Genomic DNA, 17,170 nt, shown 5'->3' with positions numbered 1-17,170 from the left:
GGGGTTGCTTCGCCCACCGGCCGTGCCCCATCCCCCCGCCACACTTCGGCCGGCGCCGAAGCAACCCCTCGCTACCGTCCCGGCATGAACGAACATCCGCAGGAGACCCCGGCACAGGCCGTCACCGGCATGGTGGAGCATGTTCTCGGGCTGGCCGCCACCTGGACCGCGTGGGACGGGGAGCCCGCTCGCGTCGACGGGCGTGTGTACACCCCGCACAAGGCGATCCGGCGGGTCGCCGACCATCTGGTCGACCACCTCGCCGAGTTGGAGGCGCGGCTCGCGGGCGAGGACCCGCAGCCCGACCGCTGGCACGCGTCGGCGAGTACCACCGCGGCCGACCTCGCCCCCTTCACCCAGGAGGACCTGGACGAGGCCCGCAGCCGTCTCGTGCGGCTCGCCCGTGTCTGGGCCAACCGCCTCGACGCGCTCACGGAGGAGCAACTCGACCGGTCACCCGGTCCGGGCTGGAGCTTCCGCGAACTGGCCCTGCACCTCAGGGGGTCCACGTACTACGCCGACGCGCTCGGTGACCTGTCATGACCGCAGGCCGGTCCCGAGCAGTGTGCGCGCGAGCCGTTCGGCGAAGTCCACCGGGTGCTGGAGGATGCCGAGGTGGCCGCCGGGGAACTCGGCGAAGTCGGCCTGAAGGTGCTTCACCAGGAACTCAGCCGTGCGGTACATGAGTTGGCCGCGGGAGTCCGCGCCCGCGGCGACGGTGAGCCGGGTCTGCGTGGGGCCCGCGTCGGGAAGGTAGGACGTGAAGGGCCCGATGACGTGCGCGAGGGCGAGCGCCATGGGGGTCGTCAGCTCCTCCTCCCGGGACAGGGGCCGGCCCTCGGGGAGGTCTCCCGCGTCCCGCTCCTCCAGTACGGCGGTCATCAGGGCGCCCGCCGCCGCGAGCCCCTTGGCCCGGTAGACCTCGCAGACCTCCCGGAACGCGGCCTGCTGCCGGGCCCCGTCCGGCAGCACCCCGACGCAGGGCGGCTCGTGCGCGACGACGTGCCGCAACCGCTCCGGGTGCCGGACCGCAAGATCGAGCGCGGCGACCGCCCCTGCGCTGGTGCCGAGGGCGTACGCCGTCCCACCCTCCGGGAGCGTCTCGTCGAGTACCCGCCGCGCCCCGTCGCTCCAGTCCTGGACCCGCTGGTCGGCGACGTGTTCGCCGAGGCGGCCGTGGGCCAGGCCGAGGGGGTCGTAGGTGACGACGGTGAAGTGCCCGGAGAGCGCCTCCGTCATCGGGCCGAGGCCCATCGGGTGGCCGGCGCCGCCGGGAAGCAGCAGCAGGACGGGGCCGCGGCCGGTGATGTCGTAGGACGGGTCAGTCATCGGTGCTCTCCTCATGGGGCCAGTTCTCGAGTGCCACGTGCAGGGCGTCGACCGCCCTGTCCCAGGACTTCTGCACATCGCGGGGTGCGCCGAAGCCGCCCGCCGACTCCAGGGCGCAATAGCCGTGGAAGGTGGCGCGCAACAGGCGTACCGCGTCGGTGAGATCGGGTTCGGCGAGGCCGTAGGCGCGCAGCATGCCGTAGGTGATCTCGGCGGTGCGCCGGAGCGCGGGGGTGCCGGCGATCAGCGACTGGTCGATCCGGATCTGGGTGGCCGCGTACCGCCCCGGCCGCTCCAGCGCGTACGCCCGGTAGGCGCCGGCGAAGGCGGCCAGCGCGTCCTTCCCGGACCGGCCCGCCACCTCGACGGCGATCCGGTCGATCAGCTCGCCGCCGGCGAGCAGGGCCACCCGGGTGCGCAGGTCCTGGAGGTTCCTGACGTGCGAGTACAGGCTCGCGTCCTTCACGCCGAAGCGTTTGGCCAGGGCGGCCAGGGTGACGTTCTCGAAGCCGATCTCGTCGGCGAGGTCGGCTGCGGCCTCGGTGAGGCGGTCGGCGCTCAGGCCGGCTCGGGGGACCATGCGTGCTCCACTGAAACTAGGACTCCTAGGAAATATACTGGAGGGCATAGGGAAAGGCCCCGGATTTTTCGATCCGGGGCCTCGGAGGGGTGCGGGGGGTCTGGTCAGGCGGTCGCCAGAGCTGTGCGGAGGGTGCTGATCGCCTGGCTGATCGCGGCTTCGGCGGCGTGGGTCTCGCGCAGGGCGTTGAGCATCACGAAGTCGTGGATGATGCCCTGGTAGCGGACGGCGGTGACCGGGACGCCGGCTTCCCGGAGCTTGTTGGCGTAGGCCTCGCCCTCGTCGCGCAGGACGTCGGCCTCGCCGGTGATGACCAGGGCCGGGGGCAGTCCGGTGAGCTGCTCGGTGGTGGCGCGCAGCGGGGACGCGGTGATCTGGGCGCGCTCGGCCTCGTCGGTCGTGTACTGGTCCCAGAACCACTGCATGGCGTCGCGGCGCAGGAAGTAGCCGGTGGCGAACTGGTGGTAGGAGCCGGTGTCGAAGCTCGCGTCGGTGACCGGGTAGAAGAGGACCTGCTGGACGAGCGGGACGTCGCCGCGCTCCTTGGCCATCAGGGTCAGGGCGGCGGTCATGTTGCCGCCGACGGAGTCACCGGCCACGGCGATGCGCGTGGCGTCGAACCCCTTGTCGGCGCCCTGCTCGACGACCCATCGGGCGACGGCGTAGTTCTGCTCGATGGCGACCGGGTAGCGGGCCTCCGGGGAGAGGTCGTACTCGGGGAAGACGACGGCGGCGTGCGCGCCGACGGCGAGTTCGCGGACGAGACGGTCGTGGGTGTGGGCGTTGCCGAACACCCAGCCCGCGCCGTGGATGTAGATCACCACGGGGAGGGAACCGGTGGCGCCGGCGGGCCGGACGATCCGGGCCCGGACACTGCCCGTGGGGCCGCCGGACACGGTCACCCACTCCTCGTCCACCTCGGGCTTGGCGATGTCGCCCGACTGCACCTCGTCGACCGCCTTGCGGCCCTCGGCCGGGCCGAGGTCGAAGAGGTACGGCGGGTTCGCGGTGGCCTCCACGAAGGCCTGGGCGGCGGGCTCCAGTACGGGGCGGGCGGTGCTGTCGGTCATGACGATCTCCTCGGATCGGGTGCCGCGGGCGCGCTCGGTCTGTCGGTTCGGCCGGGCGGCGGCACATCGAGAACAGTAGCGCGCTATTGAGTCGCGCACAACTAATTAGTGGTCGATAGAATCGAGGCAGACCTGAACGCGTACCGTGGAGGACCCACCGAAGGGAGCCGTTCCGTGAGTACCACCGCAGACGAGCCGGGTGAGCTGTCCCTGCTCCTGGACGACCAGCTCTGCTTCGCCCTCTACGCGGCGTCGAGAGCGGTCACCGCGCGCTATCGCCCGCTCCTGGACGAACTCGGGCTGACCTATCCCCAGTACCTGGTGCTGCTGGTGCTCTGGGAGCAGGACTCGATCTCCGTACGCGACCTGGGCACCGCCCTGCAACTGGAGTCCAGCACGCTGTCACCGCTGCTCAAACGCCTGGAGGCGGCGGGGCTCCTGCGCCGGGAACGCCGGCTCGACGACGAGCGCTCGGTGGCCATCCGGCTCACGGACGAGGGGGCGCGACTGCGGGAGAAGGCCCGGGCCGTGCCGTCCGCGATGGGGGACGCGATGGGCCTGACACCGGAGGAGGACGCGGCGGCGAAGCGACTGCTCCGGCTGATCACGAGCAATGTGACGGCGGGGTGACCCCGGCCGTGGCCTGACTGCCGTGGGTGCCGCGGCCACCGTGCGCTAATTCGCTTGGGCGTCGCCGTCCGGGGTCCTAGGGTTGCCGGGGCACCGGGGGAGGGGCATGGCGTACGAGGCTCAGCGGGACGGCACGACCGACAAGTCCCCTTCGCCGACGGCTCGTTCACGTCCGCTCTGGCGGCAGCGCGACTTCGCCGTCTTCTGGGCCGCGCAGACCCTCTCCGTCCTCGGTGACTCCTTCGCCCTGATCGCCCTGCCCCTGCTGGTGCTCGAGACCACCGGCTCCCTCGCCCGGATGGGACTGCTGACGGCGGTCGGCGGTGCCGCCTCGGTCGTCGCCGCCGTGTTCGCGGGCGTGGTGGTGGACCGGGTCGACCGGCGCCGGCTGCTCATCGGCTGCGACCTCGTGCGGATGGCGCTGTACGGGCTGATCCCGCTGGTGTGGCTGTTCGGGCCCCGGATCTGGCTGCTGTACGCCGTGCTGCCGGTGTGCGAGGCGGTCGGCATGCTGTTCGCCGTCGGGTACGTCACCGTCGTACGGGCTCTCGTCGGGACCGGTCAACTCACGGAGGCCAACGGGCGGTTGAACGCGACCGCCGCCGCGGCCGGGGTGCTGGGGCCGGTGTGCGCGGGTGTCGTGGCGGCCTGGACGGGCCCCGCCACGGCGGTCGGCGTGGACGCGGCGAGCTTCGGGGTGTCGGCGCTGTGCACGTTCTTCGTGCGGTTCCGGGGCCGCCCCGCCGAGGCAGCCGGACGCACCGGTCTGTGGCGCGACCTGCGCACCGGAGCGGCGTTCCTGCGCGCCCACCCGGTGCTGCGCTCGCTCACCGTGCTGCTGTTCGTGTTCAGCTTCCTCACCCTCGGCCTGAACGACCTGGTGATCTACCACCTCAAGCACGACCTCGGCCACGACGACGGCACGGTCGGCACCGTGATGGCCGTCGGCGCGCTCGGCACCATCACCGGCGCCCTGCTGGTGGCCCGGGTACGCCGACGGCTCGGCTTCGGCGCGGTGTGGACCGGCTCGGTGGCGTTGTGCGGGCTGGCCTTCGCCGGCATCGGCTGGGTCCGCGGCGTACCGGCCGTGGCGCTCCTGGTCGCGCTCTTCCTGGCCTGCGGCGGCATGGCGGGCACCTGCTCCATGTCCCTGCGCCAGGAGGTCACCCCCGAACCCCTCCTCGGCCGCGTCACCTCCGCCTTCTGGACCCTCCACTACTCAGCGGCCCCGATCGGCGCGGCCGTCCTCACCTGGGCGGCCGAACACCGGGGCACGGCCCCGGTGGGCCTCCTGGCGGGCACGACGTGCGTACTCGTCGGCATAGCCGCCCTGTTCACCCCGGTCCGGCGGTCCTGACGCCGCCCGGCGCTCGGCGGAGCCCGCCGCCCACGGCCCCGCGGGTCACCCGTTGATCCCCGCGTAATGCCGGAGGCTCCACCGCCACAGCACCCGTGAGCCCAGGTACGCCACTGCGCCCACCAGCGGTGACAGGGCCGCCATCCAGTACGGGACGCCCGTGTCGTGGCCGTGGCCGGTCAGGACCGCTGCCGGGAAGTAGGCGACGAAGGCGAGGGGGAGGCCGTAGGTCAGCAGGCCGCCGACCGCCTTCGGAAGGACGTTCAGGGGGTAGCTGCCGAAGGTGCCGAGCAGTTCCTCCAGCCAGCGGCTCCAATAGTCGGCCGCCGGGTAGCGCAGGCCCGCCGAGGCGACCGCCGTGAAGAGGGCCGCCTCCAGGAACATGCCGCCGATGACCGCCACGACGAGGTAGGAGATCCGCCCCGGTGTCCAGTCGAGCTGGCTGCGGCTCAGCGCGCCCACCATCAGGCCGACCGCCACCGTCAGGTCGCCTATCGCGTTCGTGGGGAAGAACTCCAGCTGGAGCTGGCGGTGCACCGGCATCGGGCGGGTCAGGTAGATGTCGATCCTGCCCTCCTGGATCTGCCGGCCCGCGCCGTGCACCCGCCCCAGCAGCAGGACGAACAGTCCGTGGGCGAGCATCCGCGTCGCCGGGATCAACAGGACCTCCGAGCTGTCCCAGCCACCCATCCCGGTGAAGCGGGTCAGCAGCACGGTGGCGAACACGATCACCGACACCTGCCAGATCGCACCGATCGCGATCATCAGCAGGAACTCCGTGCGGTACTCGAGCTGCGCACGGAAGTTGAGACGCGTGACGCGCCACGCGATCCGGACGGCGTTCATCGGCCTCAGCCTCCCTGGGAGATGACACGGCGGGCGGCACGCCGCCACAGGAAACGGGTGAACAGGGTGAGCGCCACGGCCCAGCCGGCCTGGATCGCCAGCTGTCCGCCGGCGTCCGACAGGGGGATCCGGCCGATGTAGATCGACAGTGGAACGCTCAACGTCGCCTGGAACGGCAGGAATCCGCTCAGCGTGATGAACCATTCCGGGAAGAACCACAGCGGCGCGTACACCCCGGACAGCAGGTTCTGCGCGAAGATCAGGATCAGCATCGCCGCGTTGTTGCGGACCGTCCAGAAGCACATCTGGTCCAGCAGCAGCATGACGTTGTACAGCACCACCTGGCCGAGGAGCAGGCTCAGCGCGAACACCCCTGCCACAGCAGCGGACTTGGGCGGGTCCACCACCCCCGCCGCGAGGCACACCAGATAGCCGCCGAGGGCCCAGGCGAAGCCGTACACCTGCTCGCCGAGCGCCCGCAGGGCGTGGTAGCGCTGCGGGGGCAGCGGGCGCAGGTACCAGTAGACGATCGTGCCGAAGTGCATGTGCTGGAGCACGGTGTCCCGGCCCGCGTACTGGTCCAACTCCCGCAGCCGGGAAGCCAGTACGGCCAGCACGGCGTACGTCACCGCCTGCCCCTCGGAGAGACCCGCGGTGGTGCCGGTGCGGTCGTACAGGCCGTGCCACAGGGACGCCACCAGGATCACCTGGACGACGAGGCGGACCAGGACCGCCGTCATCCGGGGCGGTGCGTGCAGCTCGCCGAGCGGGGTGACGCGCGCGGCGCGCCAGGCGTGCAGAACCGCCATCTCAGACCGCCTCGGCGTGCACGTACGCGGCCCGCATCACGTCCTCGAGGTCGGCCTCGTCGATCGCGACGCCCGTCACCTCGTACCGCTCGATGACCGCCTTCAGCGCCTGGTGCACCGTCGGGGCGTCCGGTCCGTCGGGCCCGAAGACCACCTGCGGTCCGTCCTTGCGCAGTACGGCGATCCCGGGCAGCGGCTCGACCTCCGCGTGCGCGTCCGCGAACGTGGCCCTGACCTGCCAGGTCGAGCCGAACTTGCGGCGGATCTCGTCGAGGCTGCCGTCCAGGACGAGCCGGCCGTGGTTGATCAGGACGACCCGCTCGGCGAGCCGCTCCACCTCCGTCATGTCGTGGGTGGTCAGCAGCACCGTACGGCCGCGCTCCTCGACCTGGTGGCGCAGGAACTCCCGCACCTGTTCCTTGACCACCACGTCCATGCCGATGGTCGGTTCGTCGAGGAAGACGACCGGCGGGTCGTGCAGCAGTGCGGCCGCCAGGTCGCAGCGCACCCGCTGGCCGAGGGAGAGATGGCGGACCCGGGTGTCCCAGAACGCGGACAGCTCCAGGATGGCGTCGAACTCCGCGAGCCGGGCCGCGTGTTCGGCCCTCGGCACCTCGTAGATGTCCCGGAGGATCGAGAACGACTCGCGCACCGGCAGGTCCCACCAGAGCTGGGTGCGCTGCCCGAAGACCGCGCCGATGTTACGGGCGTTGCGTTCGCGGTCCTCGTACGGCACCACGCCCGCCACCCGCGCCTCGCCCGAGGTGGGCGTGAGGATGCCGGTGAGCATCTTGATGGTGGTGGACTTGCCGGCGCCGTTGGGGCCGAGCAGGGCGAGGAGTTCGCCGGGCGCCACGTCGAACGTGATGTCCGAGACGGCGTGCTTGGCGACCCGCTCCGGGTTGACCAGGGAGCGCAGGGTGCCGGCGAGGCCGGGGCGGCGGACGGTGGTGTGGAAGGTGCGCGAGAGACCGCGCACCTCGATGCTTCCCCTCACGGTGTGAACTCCCTTGCGCTGAACACGGGTTGCGGCCGGTCGGCTGAGAAGCCGACCGGCCGCGGGCACACCATGACCGTCGCAGAGTCCCGATCACACCGGCAATGGATTAATCCACCTGGTCATTGGACTAATCGATCACCGGGAGAGCACCGAGAAGACGAAGGAGAACTCCGCCGGCTCGGCCCGCAGGTGGTACTGCGGCAGCGGGCCCGGACCGCAGGACTGCGAGCCGATCCCGTGGTGGCCGTGGTCCAGGTTCACCCACACCGTCCCGCCCGGGGTGAGGTCGGTGAGGTGGGCGGCCGCGTCGAGCTGCTCGGTCGTCCAGCGGCGGGCGGTGAAGGAGAACTCCGGGTCGCCCTCGATCCGCAGCCCGCCGAGCTCCACCCAGCGGACGTCGGCCCGGGCGCCGTTCTCCTGCGGGCGCAGGTACGGCGTCTGGAGCTCGTCCACGGTCGCGCTCCAGCGCCCGACCATGGCGGCCTTCCGGGTGTCCGGGTAGGCCTCGCCGGGGCCGCCGCCGAACCACCTGACCTGGTCCGCCTCGGGGAGCCCGAGCCGGATGCCGAGGCGGGGCAGCGGCTGTGTCCACTCGCCGTCGGGGCCGACGGACACCGTCAGGCGGAGCCGCGAGCCGTCCGAGGTCCAGCGGTAGACCACGCCCAGGCCGACCTCGCGGGCGGCGGGCGCCACCCTGGTGCGGACCGTCAGCGCCTCCTCGCCGACCTCCACCGAGGCCAGGCGGTGCCGCATCCGGTGCAGACCCAGCGTGCGCCACAGCGCGCTGTACTGGACGCCGGAGTTCCACTCCGTGCCCTCGTCGTTGTCGGTCGTCGCCCGCCACACGTCCAGCCGCGGGCTCTCGACCGCCACCCCGCCGATCGCCTTGAGGGCCCCGGTACGGGCGTCGAAGGAGGCCGGACCGAGGGTGATCAGCCGCTCGCCGCGCACCGGCCGGCCGGTGGGCGCCACGGAGGGCCGTACCGCGGCGGTGGCCGGGAGCTGGCCCCACGCGACGACATGGCCCTTCGGCGCCCAGGCCGTGTCGGACGCCAGCAGCGCCCGTACCGTCCACTGCGCCTCGGCCCCCTCGTGGGCGGGCGGTTCCGGCAGCTTCAGGTCGGCCGACTCACCGGGTGCCAGTGCCGGCACCGCCAGCGTGCCCGCCTCGACGCTCTCGCCCTCCACCTCGTACGACCACTCGAAGTCGAGCGCGGACAGGTCCGCGAAGTCGTACTTGTTGGTGACGCGTACGGTGCCGTCGGCGCCCTCGATGCGGACCGGCTCGACGACCTTCTTGTACTCGACGAGCCCGGGGGAGGGCGTGCGGTCCGGGAAGACCAGGCCGTCGCAGACGAAGTTGCCGTCGTGCAGCTCCTCGCCGAAGTCGCCGCCGTAGGCGTAGCCCAGCTCGGCGTGGCTGATCCCGTGGTCGATCCACTCCCAGACGAAGCCGCCCTGGAGACGGTCGTACTTCTCGAAGAGGTCCTGGTAGTCGGCGAGGCCGCCGGGGCCGTTGCCCATGGCGTGGCCGTACTCGCACTGGATGAACGGCAGCGCCCGGCGCTTGTGGGTGCCGCCGTCCAGCTCCTTGCCGATCTTCTCGACCTCGTCGTGGAAGGCGTACATGCGCGAGTACACATCGGTGTCCCGGCAGTTCCAGTCGCCCTCGTAGTGCACGAGCCGCTCGGGGTCGCGCCCGTGGATCCACTCGGCCATCGCGGTCAGGCCGCGGCCGGTGCCGGCCTCGTTGCCCAGCGACCAGAGGACGATCGAGGGGTGGTTCTTGTCCCGCTCGACCATGCGGGCCGCGCGGTCCAGGAGCGCCGGGGTCCAGCGGTCGTCGTCGACGGGGTTGTCCCGCCAGTCCTGCTCGGTGAAGCCGTGGGTCTCCAGGTCGCACTCGTCGATGACCCACAGGCCGTACTTGTCGCACAGGTCCAGGAAGGCCGGGTGCGGCGGGTAGTGCGAGGTGCGCACGGCGTTGATGTTGTGCCGCTTCATCAGCAGTACGTCCTCGCGCATGGTCGCGAGGTCGAGGGCGCGGCCCGTCTCCGGGTGCCACTCGTGCCGGTTGACGCCCTTGAACAGGACCGCCCTGCCGTTGACCTTGATCAGGCCGTCCTCCAGGACGACCGTGCGGAAGCCGATGCGCAGCGGGACCCGCTCGCCCTCGGTGACCAGCTCGCCGTCGTAGAGCCGGGGGCTCTCGGCGCTCCACGGGGCCACCAGGGCGGTCACGGACTCACCGGTCGCGACATCGATGTCCAGGGCGGGCACGAGCACCCGCCCGTCGACGTCGGAGTCGACGCGCAGGGTGCCCTCGCCGGTGAGGTGGTCGTAGGAGGCGTGCACGAAGAAGTCGAGGACCGCGCCCGCCGGGCGGTGCAGCAGGGTCACCTCACGGAAGATGCCCGGCAGCCACCACTGGTCCTGGTCCTCCAGGTAGGAGCCGGCCGACCACTGGTGCACGCGGACGGCCAGCACGTTGCCCCGGGGCTTCAGCAGATGGCCCACGGCGAACTCGTGCGCGAGCCGGGAGCCCTTGAACTCACCGATGTCCGTGCCGTTGAGCCAGACCCGGGCGCAGGACTCGACCCCGTCGAACCGGATCACCGCGCCACCGTCGGCGGGCCAGTCCTCCGGCAGGTCGAAGACGCGCAGGTGGTCGCCGGTCGGGTTCTCGGTGGGGACGTGCGGCGGGTCCACCGGGAACGGGTAGAGGTGGTTGGTGTAGATCGGCAGCCCGAAGGCGCCGTCGCCCTGGAGGACCCAGTGTCCGGGGACCGTGACCTCGGCCCAGTCGGCGGCGTCGTATCCCTCCTCGGCGAAGGAGTCGTCCTCGGCGTCGGCCGTCGCCGACAGCCGGAAGCGCCAGGTGCCGCCGAGGGGCAGGGCCTTCGCGTCGGAGGACGCGTACCAGGCGCGGGGCGGGAGGGCCCCGCTGCCGGGCGAGACGTCCTCGACGTAGTCGAAGGCCGGGGAGGTCGTGCGGAAGGACATCGGTCTCCAGGTCCTGAGAGAAGGTGTCAGCCCTTGATGCCGGTCTGTGCGATTCCCTGGACCAGCCAGCGCTGGAGGAAGAGGAACACGAAGACCAGGGGCAGGATGGAAATGGCGGTGGCCATGAAGATCAGGTGGAAGTTGACGGTCTGGTTGGTCATGAAGGAGGACAGTGCGACCTGGACGGTCCAGGAGCTCGGGTCCTGGCCGATGACCAAGGGCCACAGGAAGGCGTTCCAGCCGCTGATGAACGTGATCGTGGCCATCGCCGCGAAGAAGTTCAGCGAGTTGGGCACCACGATGCGCCAGTATGCGCCCCAGTATCCGAGCCCGTCCACGCGAGCCGCCTCCTCCAGCTCCTTCGGGAACCCGAGGAAGTACTGCCGGAACAGGAAGCAGGTGAAACCGCTGAAGAGACCGGGGATGATCAGACCGCGGTAGGTGTCGATCCAGCCGAGGGACGAGACCAGCACGAAGCTGGGCACGAAGGTGACGGCGGTGGGCACCATCAGGGTCGCGAGGACGACGTAGAAGACCTTGTTGGCGTGCCGGTAGGGGATGCGCGCGAGGCCGTAGCCGGCCAGGGAGCAGATCAGCAGGGTGCCGACGGTCATGGAGACGGCGATCACCGTCGAGTTCCACATGGACCGGGCGAAGTCCACCGTCGGGTCGTCGAACAGCTCGCTGATGTTGCCCCACTGGAAGGAGGGGAGCAGCTTCCAGTTCTCGCCGGTGATCTCCGGGTCCGTGGACAGGGAGTTGCGGAGGATCAGGTAGAAGGGGAGCAGGAACAGCAGGGCGGCGACGCTGACGGCGATGTAGAGGCCGGTGTTGCCGAGGACGCCTCCGCGCTTCCTGCCGCTGTCCTTGCCCACCTGAGGTGCGGTGGTGGTCACTTGGAGTCCTCCCCCCTTCCGAAGCCCATGAACTTGCCCTGGAGGAGCGTGACGGCGCAGATCAGCACCGTGAGGATGACGGCGCCCGCGCTGCCGGCGCCGTAGTCCTGGTTCTCGCCGAGGGCGGTCTTGTACAGGACCATCAGCGGGGTCTGGCCCCAGGTCGCCTTGGTCGTGATGATGTTGAAGAACTCGTCGAACGCCTGGTAGGCGGCGACGAGCAGCAGCAGGATGACCGCGGTCGAGGTGGCGCGGAGCTGGGGCAGCGTGATGTACCGGAAGGTCTGCCAGCCCGGCTTGGCGCCGTCGATCGCGGCCGCCTCGTACAGCTCCGCCGGGATGTTCTGCAACGCGGCCAGGAACAGGATCATGTAGAAGCCGGCCTGCAGCCACAGGCGCACGGTCACGATGACCAGCCAGTACCAGGGCGGGTTCGGGTCGGACAGGTAGGCGATGTTGTCGACGCCGAACCAGCCGAGCACCGTGTTCATCAGGCCGAAGCGGACACCGGTGAAGATCGACATCTTCCAGATCAGCGCGGCGGCCACGTACGACACGGCGGTGGGCAGGAAGAACACCGACCGGAAGAACGCCCGCATGAACCGCAGCCGGTGCACCAGCATCGCCAGGCCCAGCGACAGGGCCCAGGTGAGCGGCACGATGAGCGCGGCGAACACCGTGAACGTCACCAGAGAGCCGGTGAAGTTGGAGTTCGTCAGCATGCTCTCGTAGTTGTCGAGGCCGACGAACTTGCTCGGCGTGACGGTGAAGCGCGCGTCGAAGAAGCTGAGCCAGATGCTCCAGACGATCGGCACGAAGACGAAGATCGCCAGGCCGATGAGGAAGGGCCCGGTGAAGAGCCAGAAGTTGACGGTCGGGTTGCCCCGCAGGCCCCGCCGCGGCCGGGCCGGTGCGGCCTTGGCCGGGGCGGGCTGGGCGACCCCGCGCGTGGTGGTGGTCGACATGTCGTGGTGTCCCCGCGGGCCTATCCGAAGAGCTTCTTGAGTTCGGCGTCGACCTTCTTCTCCGCGGTGGCGAGCGCGGCGTTCGGGTCGCCGTTCTTGCGGACGCTGTTGGCGAACGCGTCGGTCAGGGCGGTGATCATCGCCTGGGTCCAGCCGATGTTGTCGAAGTGCCCGAACTCGTTGAAGAGCTTGACGCCCTCGGCCGGCAGACCCGACTGGAGCTTGGTCGCCGACTGGGCGATGGAGGTGCGCGGCGGGATGTGGAAGCCGTACGAGGTGGCCCAGTCCTCCTGGTACTGCTTCTGGTCGATCCACAGCCACTTCACGTACTCCTTGGCCGCGTCGACGTTCTTGCCCTTGGCGTTGACGAACATCGACCAGCCGCCGTTGTACACCGACTGCTTGCCGTTGTCGCCGACCTTGGGGAAGGGGAAGATCCCGAGGTCGTCGCCGAGGGCCTTCTGCATCGCGGGCATCGCCCACATGCCGCAGAACTGGATGGCGCACAGGCCCTGGTTGATCGCGGACGGGTCCCAGTAGTCGGCCGGGGCGTCGAGGAGCAGGTTGCCGCTGGTGAACAGTTGGCGCAGCTGCTTCATGCCGGCGACGACCGCGTCCGTGTGGAAGGCGGGCTTGTTGTCGGGGGTGAGGGTGTCGGCGCCGGCCGACCAGATGAGCGGGTTGATGGCCGGGGTGAGGTCGTTGCCGAGGAAGAGGCCCTTGACCTTGTTGGTGGTGAGCTTCTCCGCCGCCTCGAGCAGTTCGTCGAGGGTGGTCGGCACGTCGACCTTGGCGGCCTCCAGCATCGACTTCCGGTAGAAGAAGAACTGCGGGTCGTCGATCATGCGGACGCCGTATATCTTCCCGTCCACCGTGTGCGACTTGATGTCGGCCGGGTTGAAGTCGTCCTTGACCGGGGCGATGATGTCCGTCAGGTCGGCGACCTGACCGCTCTTGACCATCTGGATCTGCGGGTGGAACTCGAAGACGTCGGGTGCCTGCTTGGTGAGCAGGGCCGCGAAGAGCTTCGCCTCGAAGTTGTTGCCCGTGATCCAGTTGGTGGTCACGTCGGCCTTCTTGTACGCCTTCGCGTACCGCTTGATCGCCTGCTCCGTGCCCGCCTCGCCGTAGGCGTGGAAGTACTGGACGAGTCCGTCGCCCGGTCCGCTGCTGCGGCCCGTGTTGCTGCCGCACGCGGCCAGCCCGCCGGCGGCGGCCAGGCCCATCGCGGCTCGCAGAACGTTTCGACGGTCCCAGTTGCTGTTGCTCGATGCCGACATGCTGACGTCCTTGTCTCGAATACGGCGGCGGCTCTGTGCGCGGCTCCGCGGCTCAGTGCCCGTTGGCTCAAATGGACCTGCGGTGCGGGACGTTAACCTTCGGCTAAGCCTTCGGCAAGGGGTTGGACGAAGTCTGCTCGAAGCGTTGTGCAGCGTTCGGGATACCGGACGCCCTGGGGTCGCGGACCGCCGCACCAGCGGCCCGCGACCCTTGGAGGAGAGGGGAGTTACTGCCTGGACCAGGCCTGGTTGGTCCCGCCGTTGCAGGTCCACAGGCCGACCCTGCTGCCGTCGGCTGTCGCCTGTCCGCCGACGTCCAGACAGGTGCCGGACGCCTCGCTGACGACTTGGCCGTTGGAGTTCAGCAGCCATCGCCGGCTGCCGTCGGGGGCCGGATCAGGGCTGGTGACGAGCCCCGAACTCCCCGCGGTCAGATAGCCGTTCACGCCCTTCAGACGGCCCTTCGCGTCGTACGACCACACCTGCTCCGGCCCGCCCGTGCAGCTCGTGATCGAGGCACCCGAGGCGTCCGCGGTCAGGCACTTGCCGGACTGCCTGCCCTGGAGCGCACCCGTGACCGCCGACGTGCCGCGGCCCTTCTGGTCGAGGACGTACGTCGTGACGGACCGGGCCGGCAGGGTCGCCGAGGCGGTGCCGTCCTTGACCGTGGGCTTCGTGACGTTCGCCCAGCTCTCGGTCGCCGAGGTCCGCACGGCCTTGCTCGCCCGTACCGGCGCCTTGCTGTTGAAGTGCAGCCGCACCGCGGTGTCGGTGGTGTTGTGGTTGTTGACCACGACGACCCACCTGCCGTGGTCGTCGTACGTCGACACCTCGACGCCGTCCGGTGCGCCGGTCACGTTGTGGGCGACCGAGCCCGGCCGGACGAACTTGCTGTACTGGCCGAGAGCGTAGTAGCGCTTGGTGAAGTACAGGGTCTGGTTGCCGTTGGTGGCGTAGTTGGGGTCGTAGTAGATCAGGCCGTCGTTCCAGCCCTCGTCGTTGCGGGCGAGGGGGTCGCTGCCGACCATCTCCGACAGGGCGACCCACCACTGGAACGCCGAGTCGTGCGCGGTCGCGAAGTCCTTGTAGATGATCCGGGAGAGGTTGAGACCGCCGTCGATCGTGGGGTCGTACTCCTGCGCCCAGCCCGTGCCGCCCTTGCCGAAGCAGCAGATCTCCGTGGACCAGGACTGCTTGCCGACCGACCTGGACGTCTCGTAGATCTTCGCCCGCTGGTCGTCGCCCGGGTTGTTGTACGTGTGGTGGGCGAGCCTGTCGACGTACCGGGCGGTGTCCGGCTGCGCGATCCACTGCGGGAGCTCGGTGTTGAAGCCGACCGTGGAGCTGGACTCGTCCGCGATGATGCCGGTCCGCTGGTGCCGGGCCTGCTGCTCGGCGCCCAACGCCCGCACGATGTCGTCGCGTTGGTCGACCGGCACCAGCATGCCCTCCTGGCCGCAGCTGTCGAAGCTGTTGGTCGGCTCGTTGAAGGGGCTGATGTAGTCGAACTTCACGCCCTGTTTCGCGAAGTGGTCGGTGACGTCGGCGACGTAGTCCGCGAAGTCCTGCGTGTTCTCCGCCTTCAGATAGCCGCCGCAGCTCCTGGCGTTGGTCTTCCACCGCGCCGGCGCGCTGTTGACGAAGGCGATCAGGTCCCGCACGCCGTACCGGGCGGCGGCGTACAGGAACGTGCGGCCCGCCTTGTCCTTGCTCCAGTCGTAGGACCCGTCGTCCTTCAGGAAGTCCTCGGGGGCGCGCGGGGCGTAGGTCACGCCGGTGCCGCCCCCGCCGATGTTGTAGCGGTAACTGCTGAGCGCCAGGCCGTCCTTGGAGAAGAGCAGCCTGGCGACCCGGGCCTGGACCTTCGGGTCGAAGTTCTTCAGGTCGTTGACCCACCAGGCGCCGGAGGCGCCGATGTTGTCGATGGTCTGGGCGGCGTGCGGGGAGACTTCGGCCACCGTGGGGGTGGCGGCCGACGCGGGCGGAGCGGATATCAGGGGTCCCGCGACAGCGAACGCGGCTGCGGCTGTCAGCAGGGCCGATCTCTTGCGGTGGGGGTGAGACACGTGCATCCCTTCCGTCGTCGTGAAGGTGGTGCGGTACGGCTCCTAGCGGGGGTCGTGCGTCTTCGTCCTTACGGGGGTGGTGCGTTTCGCGGACCTCTGCCCGACCGACTGGAGCGCCCCTTCGAGCGCGAACGTCGCCGCGCCCAGGCAGGCCGGGTCCGTCGGGATCGGGGAGAGGACGAGCTCGGTGGCGGCCGTCGGCCGGGGCAGCGCGTGCCGGGCGACGGCCTCGCGCACCTCCGCGACCAGCGGCTCGCCGAGGGCGGCCGCGACCCAGCTGCTGAGCACGACCACCTCCGGGTTGACCAGGTTGACCAGGTGCGCGACGGAGGCGCCCAGATACCGGGCGGTGTGCCGCACGACCTCGACCGCCACCGGGTCCCCGGTGCGCATCCCGCGGGCCAGCGCGGCGATCGTCGCGGTCTGGTCGCCGGGGTGCAGCAGCTCGCTGTCGGGGCTCAGCTCCCGCAGGTTCAGCATGATCCCGGGCGCGCCCACGTACGTCTCCACGCAGCCGTGGTTGCCGCAGCGGCACAGGCGTCCGTCCAGGACGATCGTGTTGTGGCCCCACTCGCCCGCGCTGTTGGACACACCGCGGTGCAGGGCCCCGCCCAGGACGAGACCGGCGCCCACACCGGTGCCGAGGGTGACCACCACGGCGTTCGCCCGCCCGCGCGCGGCCCCGAACCACTGCTCGGCCACGGCGACGGCACGCAGCGGGTTGTCCAGGTAGAGCGGGTAGGCGATGTGCTCGGAGAGCAGGTCGAGCAACGGCACGTCGTGCCAGTCCCAGTTGGGCGCGTACTCGGAGATGCCGGTCGCGCGGTCCACCTGGCCCGGCACGCTCACGCCGACGCCGAGCACCCTGGCGCCCTCGATCCCGGCCTGCGCGACCACCGAGCCGACGACGGCGGCGACATGGCCGACCACCTGCTCGGGGAGGCTCTCGCCGGGGCGGACGTCCTCCTCGGCGCGGGCCAGGACGTTCAGCGCGAGGTCGAACAGCTCGACGTGGACGTACGTCTCCGCGATGTCCACGCCGATCAACGCGCCCCCCGACGCGTTGACGGCCACGAGCCCGCGCGGGCGCCCGCCGGCCGACTCCTCGAACCCGACCTCAGTGATCATCCGCAGGTCGAGCAGCTCGCCCACGAGCGTGGCGACGGTCGCCAGGCTCAGCCCGGTGGCCGCCGCCAGCTCCTGCCGGGACGTGGGCGACTCGGCGATGATCTGGCGCAACACCTCGTAGCGGTTCGCGGTGCGGATGTCACGTGATGTGCGCTTCACCGGGCCTGCCCCCGTCCTTTCGCTCAGGCCGGAACGACAGTGGCACCGGCGC

The 17,170-nt window shown here is 70.5% G+C and carries 15 protein-coding genes; 3 read left to right on the top strand and 12 right to left on the bottom strand.

The window, feature by feature from the left end; translation table 11 throughout:
* Positions 1-84: 84 nt before the first annotated feature.
* Positions 85-543, top strand: a complete 459-nt coding sequence (locus AOJ26_RS22865; RefSeq protein WP_053850212.1) for a hypothetical protein — start codon at positions 85-87, stop codon at positions 541-543.
* Here the strand turns inward: AOJ26_RS22865 and AOJ26_RS22860 are convergent.
* From AOJ26_RS22860 to AOJ26_RS22850, 3 genes are all read right to left on the bottom strand, one after another.
* Complete coding sequence (locus tag AOJ26_RS22860; protein ID WP_053850211.1) at positions 538-1,329, bottom strand: alpha/beta fold hydrolase; 792 nt, start codon at positions 1,327-1,329, stop codon at positions 538-540. The genes AOJ26_RS22865 and AOJ26_RS22860 overlap by 6 nt on opposite strands.
* Positions 1,322-1,909: a TetR/AcrR family transcriptional regulator gene (locus AOJ26_RS22855; protein WP_053850210.1), complete on the bottom strand. Its 588-nt coding sequence runs from the start codon at positions 1,907-1,909 to the stop codon at positions 1,322-1,324. Before AOJ26_RS22855 ends, AOJ26_RS22860 begins: the two co-directional genes overlap by 8 nt.
* 104 nt (positions 1,910-2,013) lie before the next feature.
* Entirely contained in the window at positions 2,014-2,979 is a 966-nt protein-coding gene (locus AOJ26_RS22850) for an alpha/beta hydrolase (protein ID WP_053850209.1), read from the bottom strand.
* Between the two features lie 174 nt (positions 2,980-3,153).
* On the opposite strand from AOJ26_RS22850, the gene AOJ26_RS22845 reads away from it, so the two are divergent.
* Positions 3,154-3,609, top strand: a complete 456-nt coding sequence (locus AOJ26_RS22845; protein ID WP_199828867.1) for a MarR family winged helix-turn-helix transcriptional regulator — start codon at positions 3,154-3,156, stop codon at positions 3,607-3,609.
* 106 nt (positions 3,610-3,715) lie between these two features.
* Positions 3,716-4,966, top strand: coding sequence for an MFS transporter (locus AOJ26_RS22840; RefSeq protein WP_053850208.1), 1,251 nt, complete (start codon positions 3,716-3,718; stop codon positions 4,964-4,966).
* A 45-nt stretch (positions 4,967-5,011) separates the two neighbouring features.
* Here AOJ26_RS22840 and AOJ26_RS22835 read toward each other — a convergent pair whose 3' ends face one another.
* The 9 genes from AOJ26_RS22835 to AOJ26_RS22795 form a co-directional block, all read right to left on the bottom strand.
* On the bottom strand, positions 5,012-5,812 hold the full coding sequence (locus AOJ26_RS22835) for an ABC transporter permease (protein ID WP_053850207.1): 801 nt from the start codon (positions 5,810-5,812) through the stop codon (positions 5,012-5,014).
* 5 nt (positions 5,813-5,817) lie between these two features.
* Positions 5,818-6,621, bottom strand: coding sequence for an ABC transporter permease (locus AOJ26_RS22830; RefSeq protein ID WP_053850206.1), 804 nt, complete (start codon positions 6,619-6,621; stop codon positions 5,818-5,820).
* Between the two features lies 1 nt (position 6,622).
* Entirely contained in the window at positions 6,623-7,618 is a 996-nt protein-coding gene (locus AOJ26_RS22825) for an ABC transporter ATP-binding protein (protein WP_053850205.1), read from the bottom strand.
* 138 nt (positions 7,619-7,756) lie between these two features.
* The gene (locus AOJ26_RS22820) at positions 7,757-10,624 is read right to left on the bottom strand and encodes a glycoside hydrolase family 2 TIM barrel-domain containing protein (RefSeq protein ID WP_053850204.1); all 2,868 of its coding nucleotides are present in this window, start codon (positions 10,622-10,624) and stop codon (positions 7,757-7,759) included.
* A 26-nt stretch (positions 10,625-10,650) separates the two neighbouring features.
* Positions 10,651-11,520 carry a carbohydrate ABC transporter permease gene (locus AOJ26_RS22815; protein WP_053850203.1) on the bottom strand — a complete coding sequence of 290 codons (870 nt, stop codon included), beginning with the start codon at positions 11,518-11,520 and terminating at the stop codon, positions 10,651-10,653.
* Complete coding sequence (locus AOJ26_RS22810) at positions 11,517-12,485, bottom strand: carbohydrate ABC transporter permease (protein ID WP_053850202.1); 969 nt, start codon at positions 12,483-12,485, stop codon at positions 11,517-11,519. Before AOJ26_RS22810 ends, AOJ26_RS22815 begins: the two co-directional genes overlap by 4 nt.
* Before the next feature lie 20 nt (positions 12,486-12,505).
* Entirely contained in the window at positions 12,506-13,765 is a 1,260-nt protein-coding gene (locus AOJ26_RS22805; RefSeq protein WP_053850201.1) for an ABC transporter substrate-binding protein, read from the bottom strand.
* A gap of 227 nt (positions 13,766-13,992) precedes the next feature.
* Positions 13,993-15,837, bottom strand: coding sequence for a glycoside hydrolase (locus AOJ26_RS22800; RefSeq protein WP_053850200.1), 1,845 nt, complete (start codon positions 15,835-15,837; stop codon positions 13,993-13,995).
* Positions 15,838-15,873: 36 nt separating this feature from the next.
* Positions 15,874-17,118, bottom strand: coding sequence for an ROK family transcriptional regulator (locus AOJ26_RS22795; RefSeq protein WP_053850199.1), 1,245 nt, complete (start codon positions 17,116-17,118; stop codon positions 15,874-15,876).
* Positions 17,119-17,170: the final 52 nt, after the last annotated feature.

It is taken from the genome of Streptomyces sp. NRRL B-24085, from assembly GCF_001282115.1.
In the GTDB taxonomy this organism is placed as follows: Bacteria; Actinomycetota; Actinomycetes; order Streptomycetales; family Streptomycetaceae; genus Streptomyces.
Note: the sequence above shows the minus strand (reverse complement) of the source record. Positions and strands in the feature narration are given on the sequence as shown.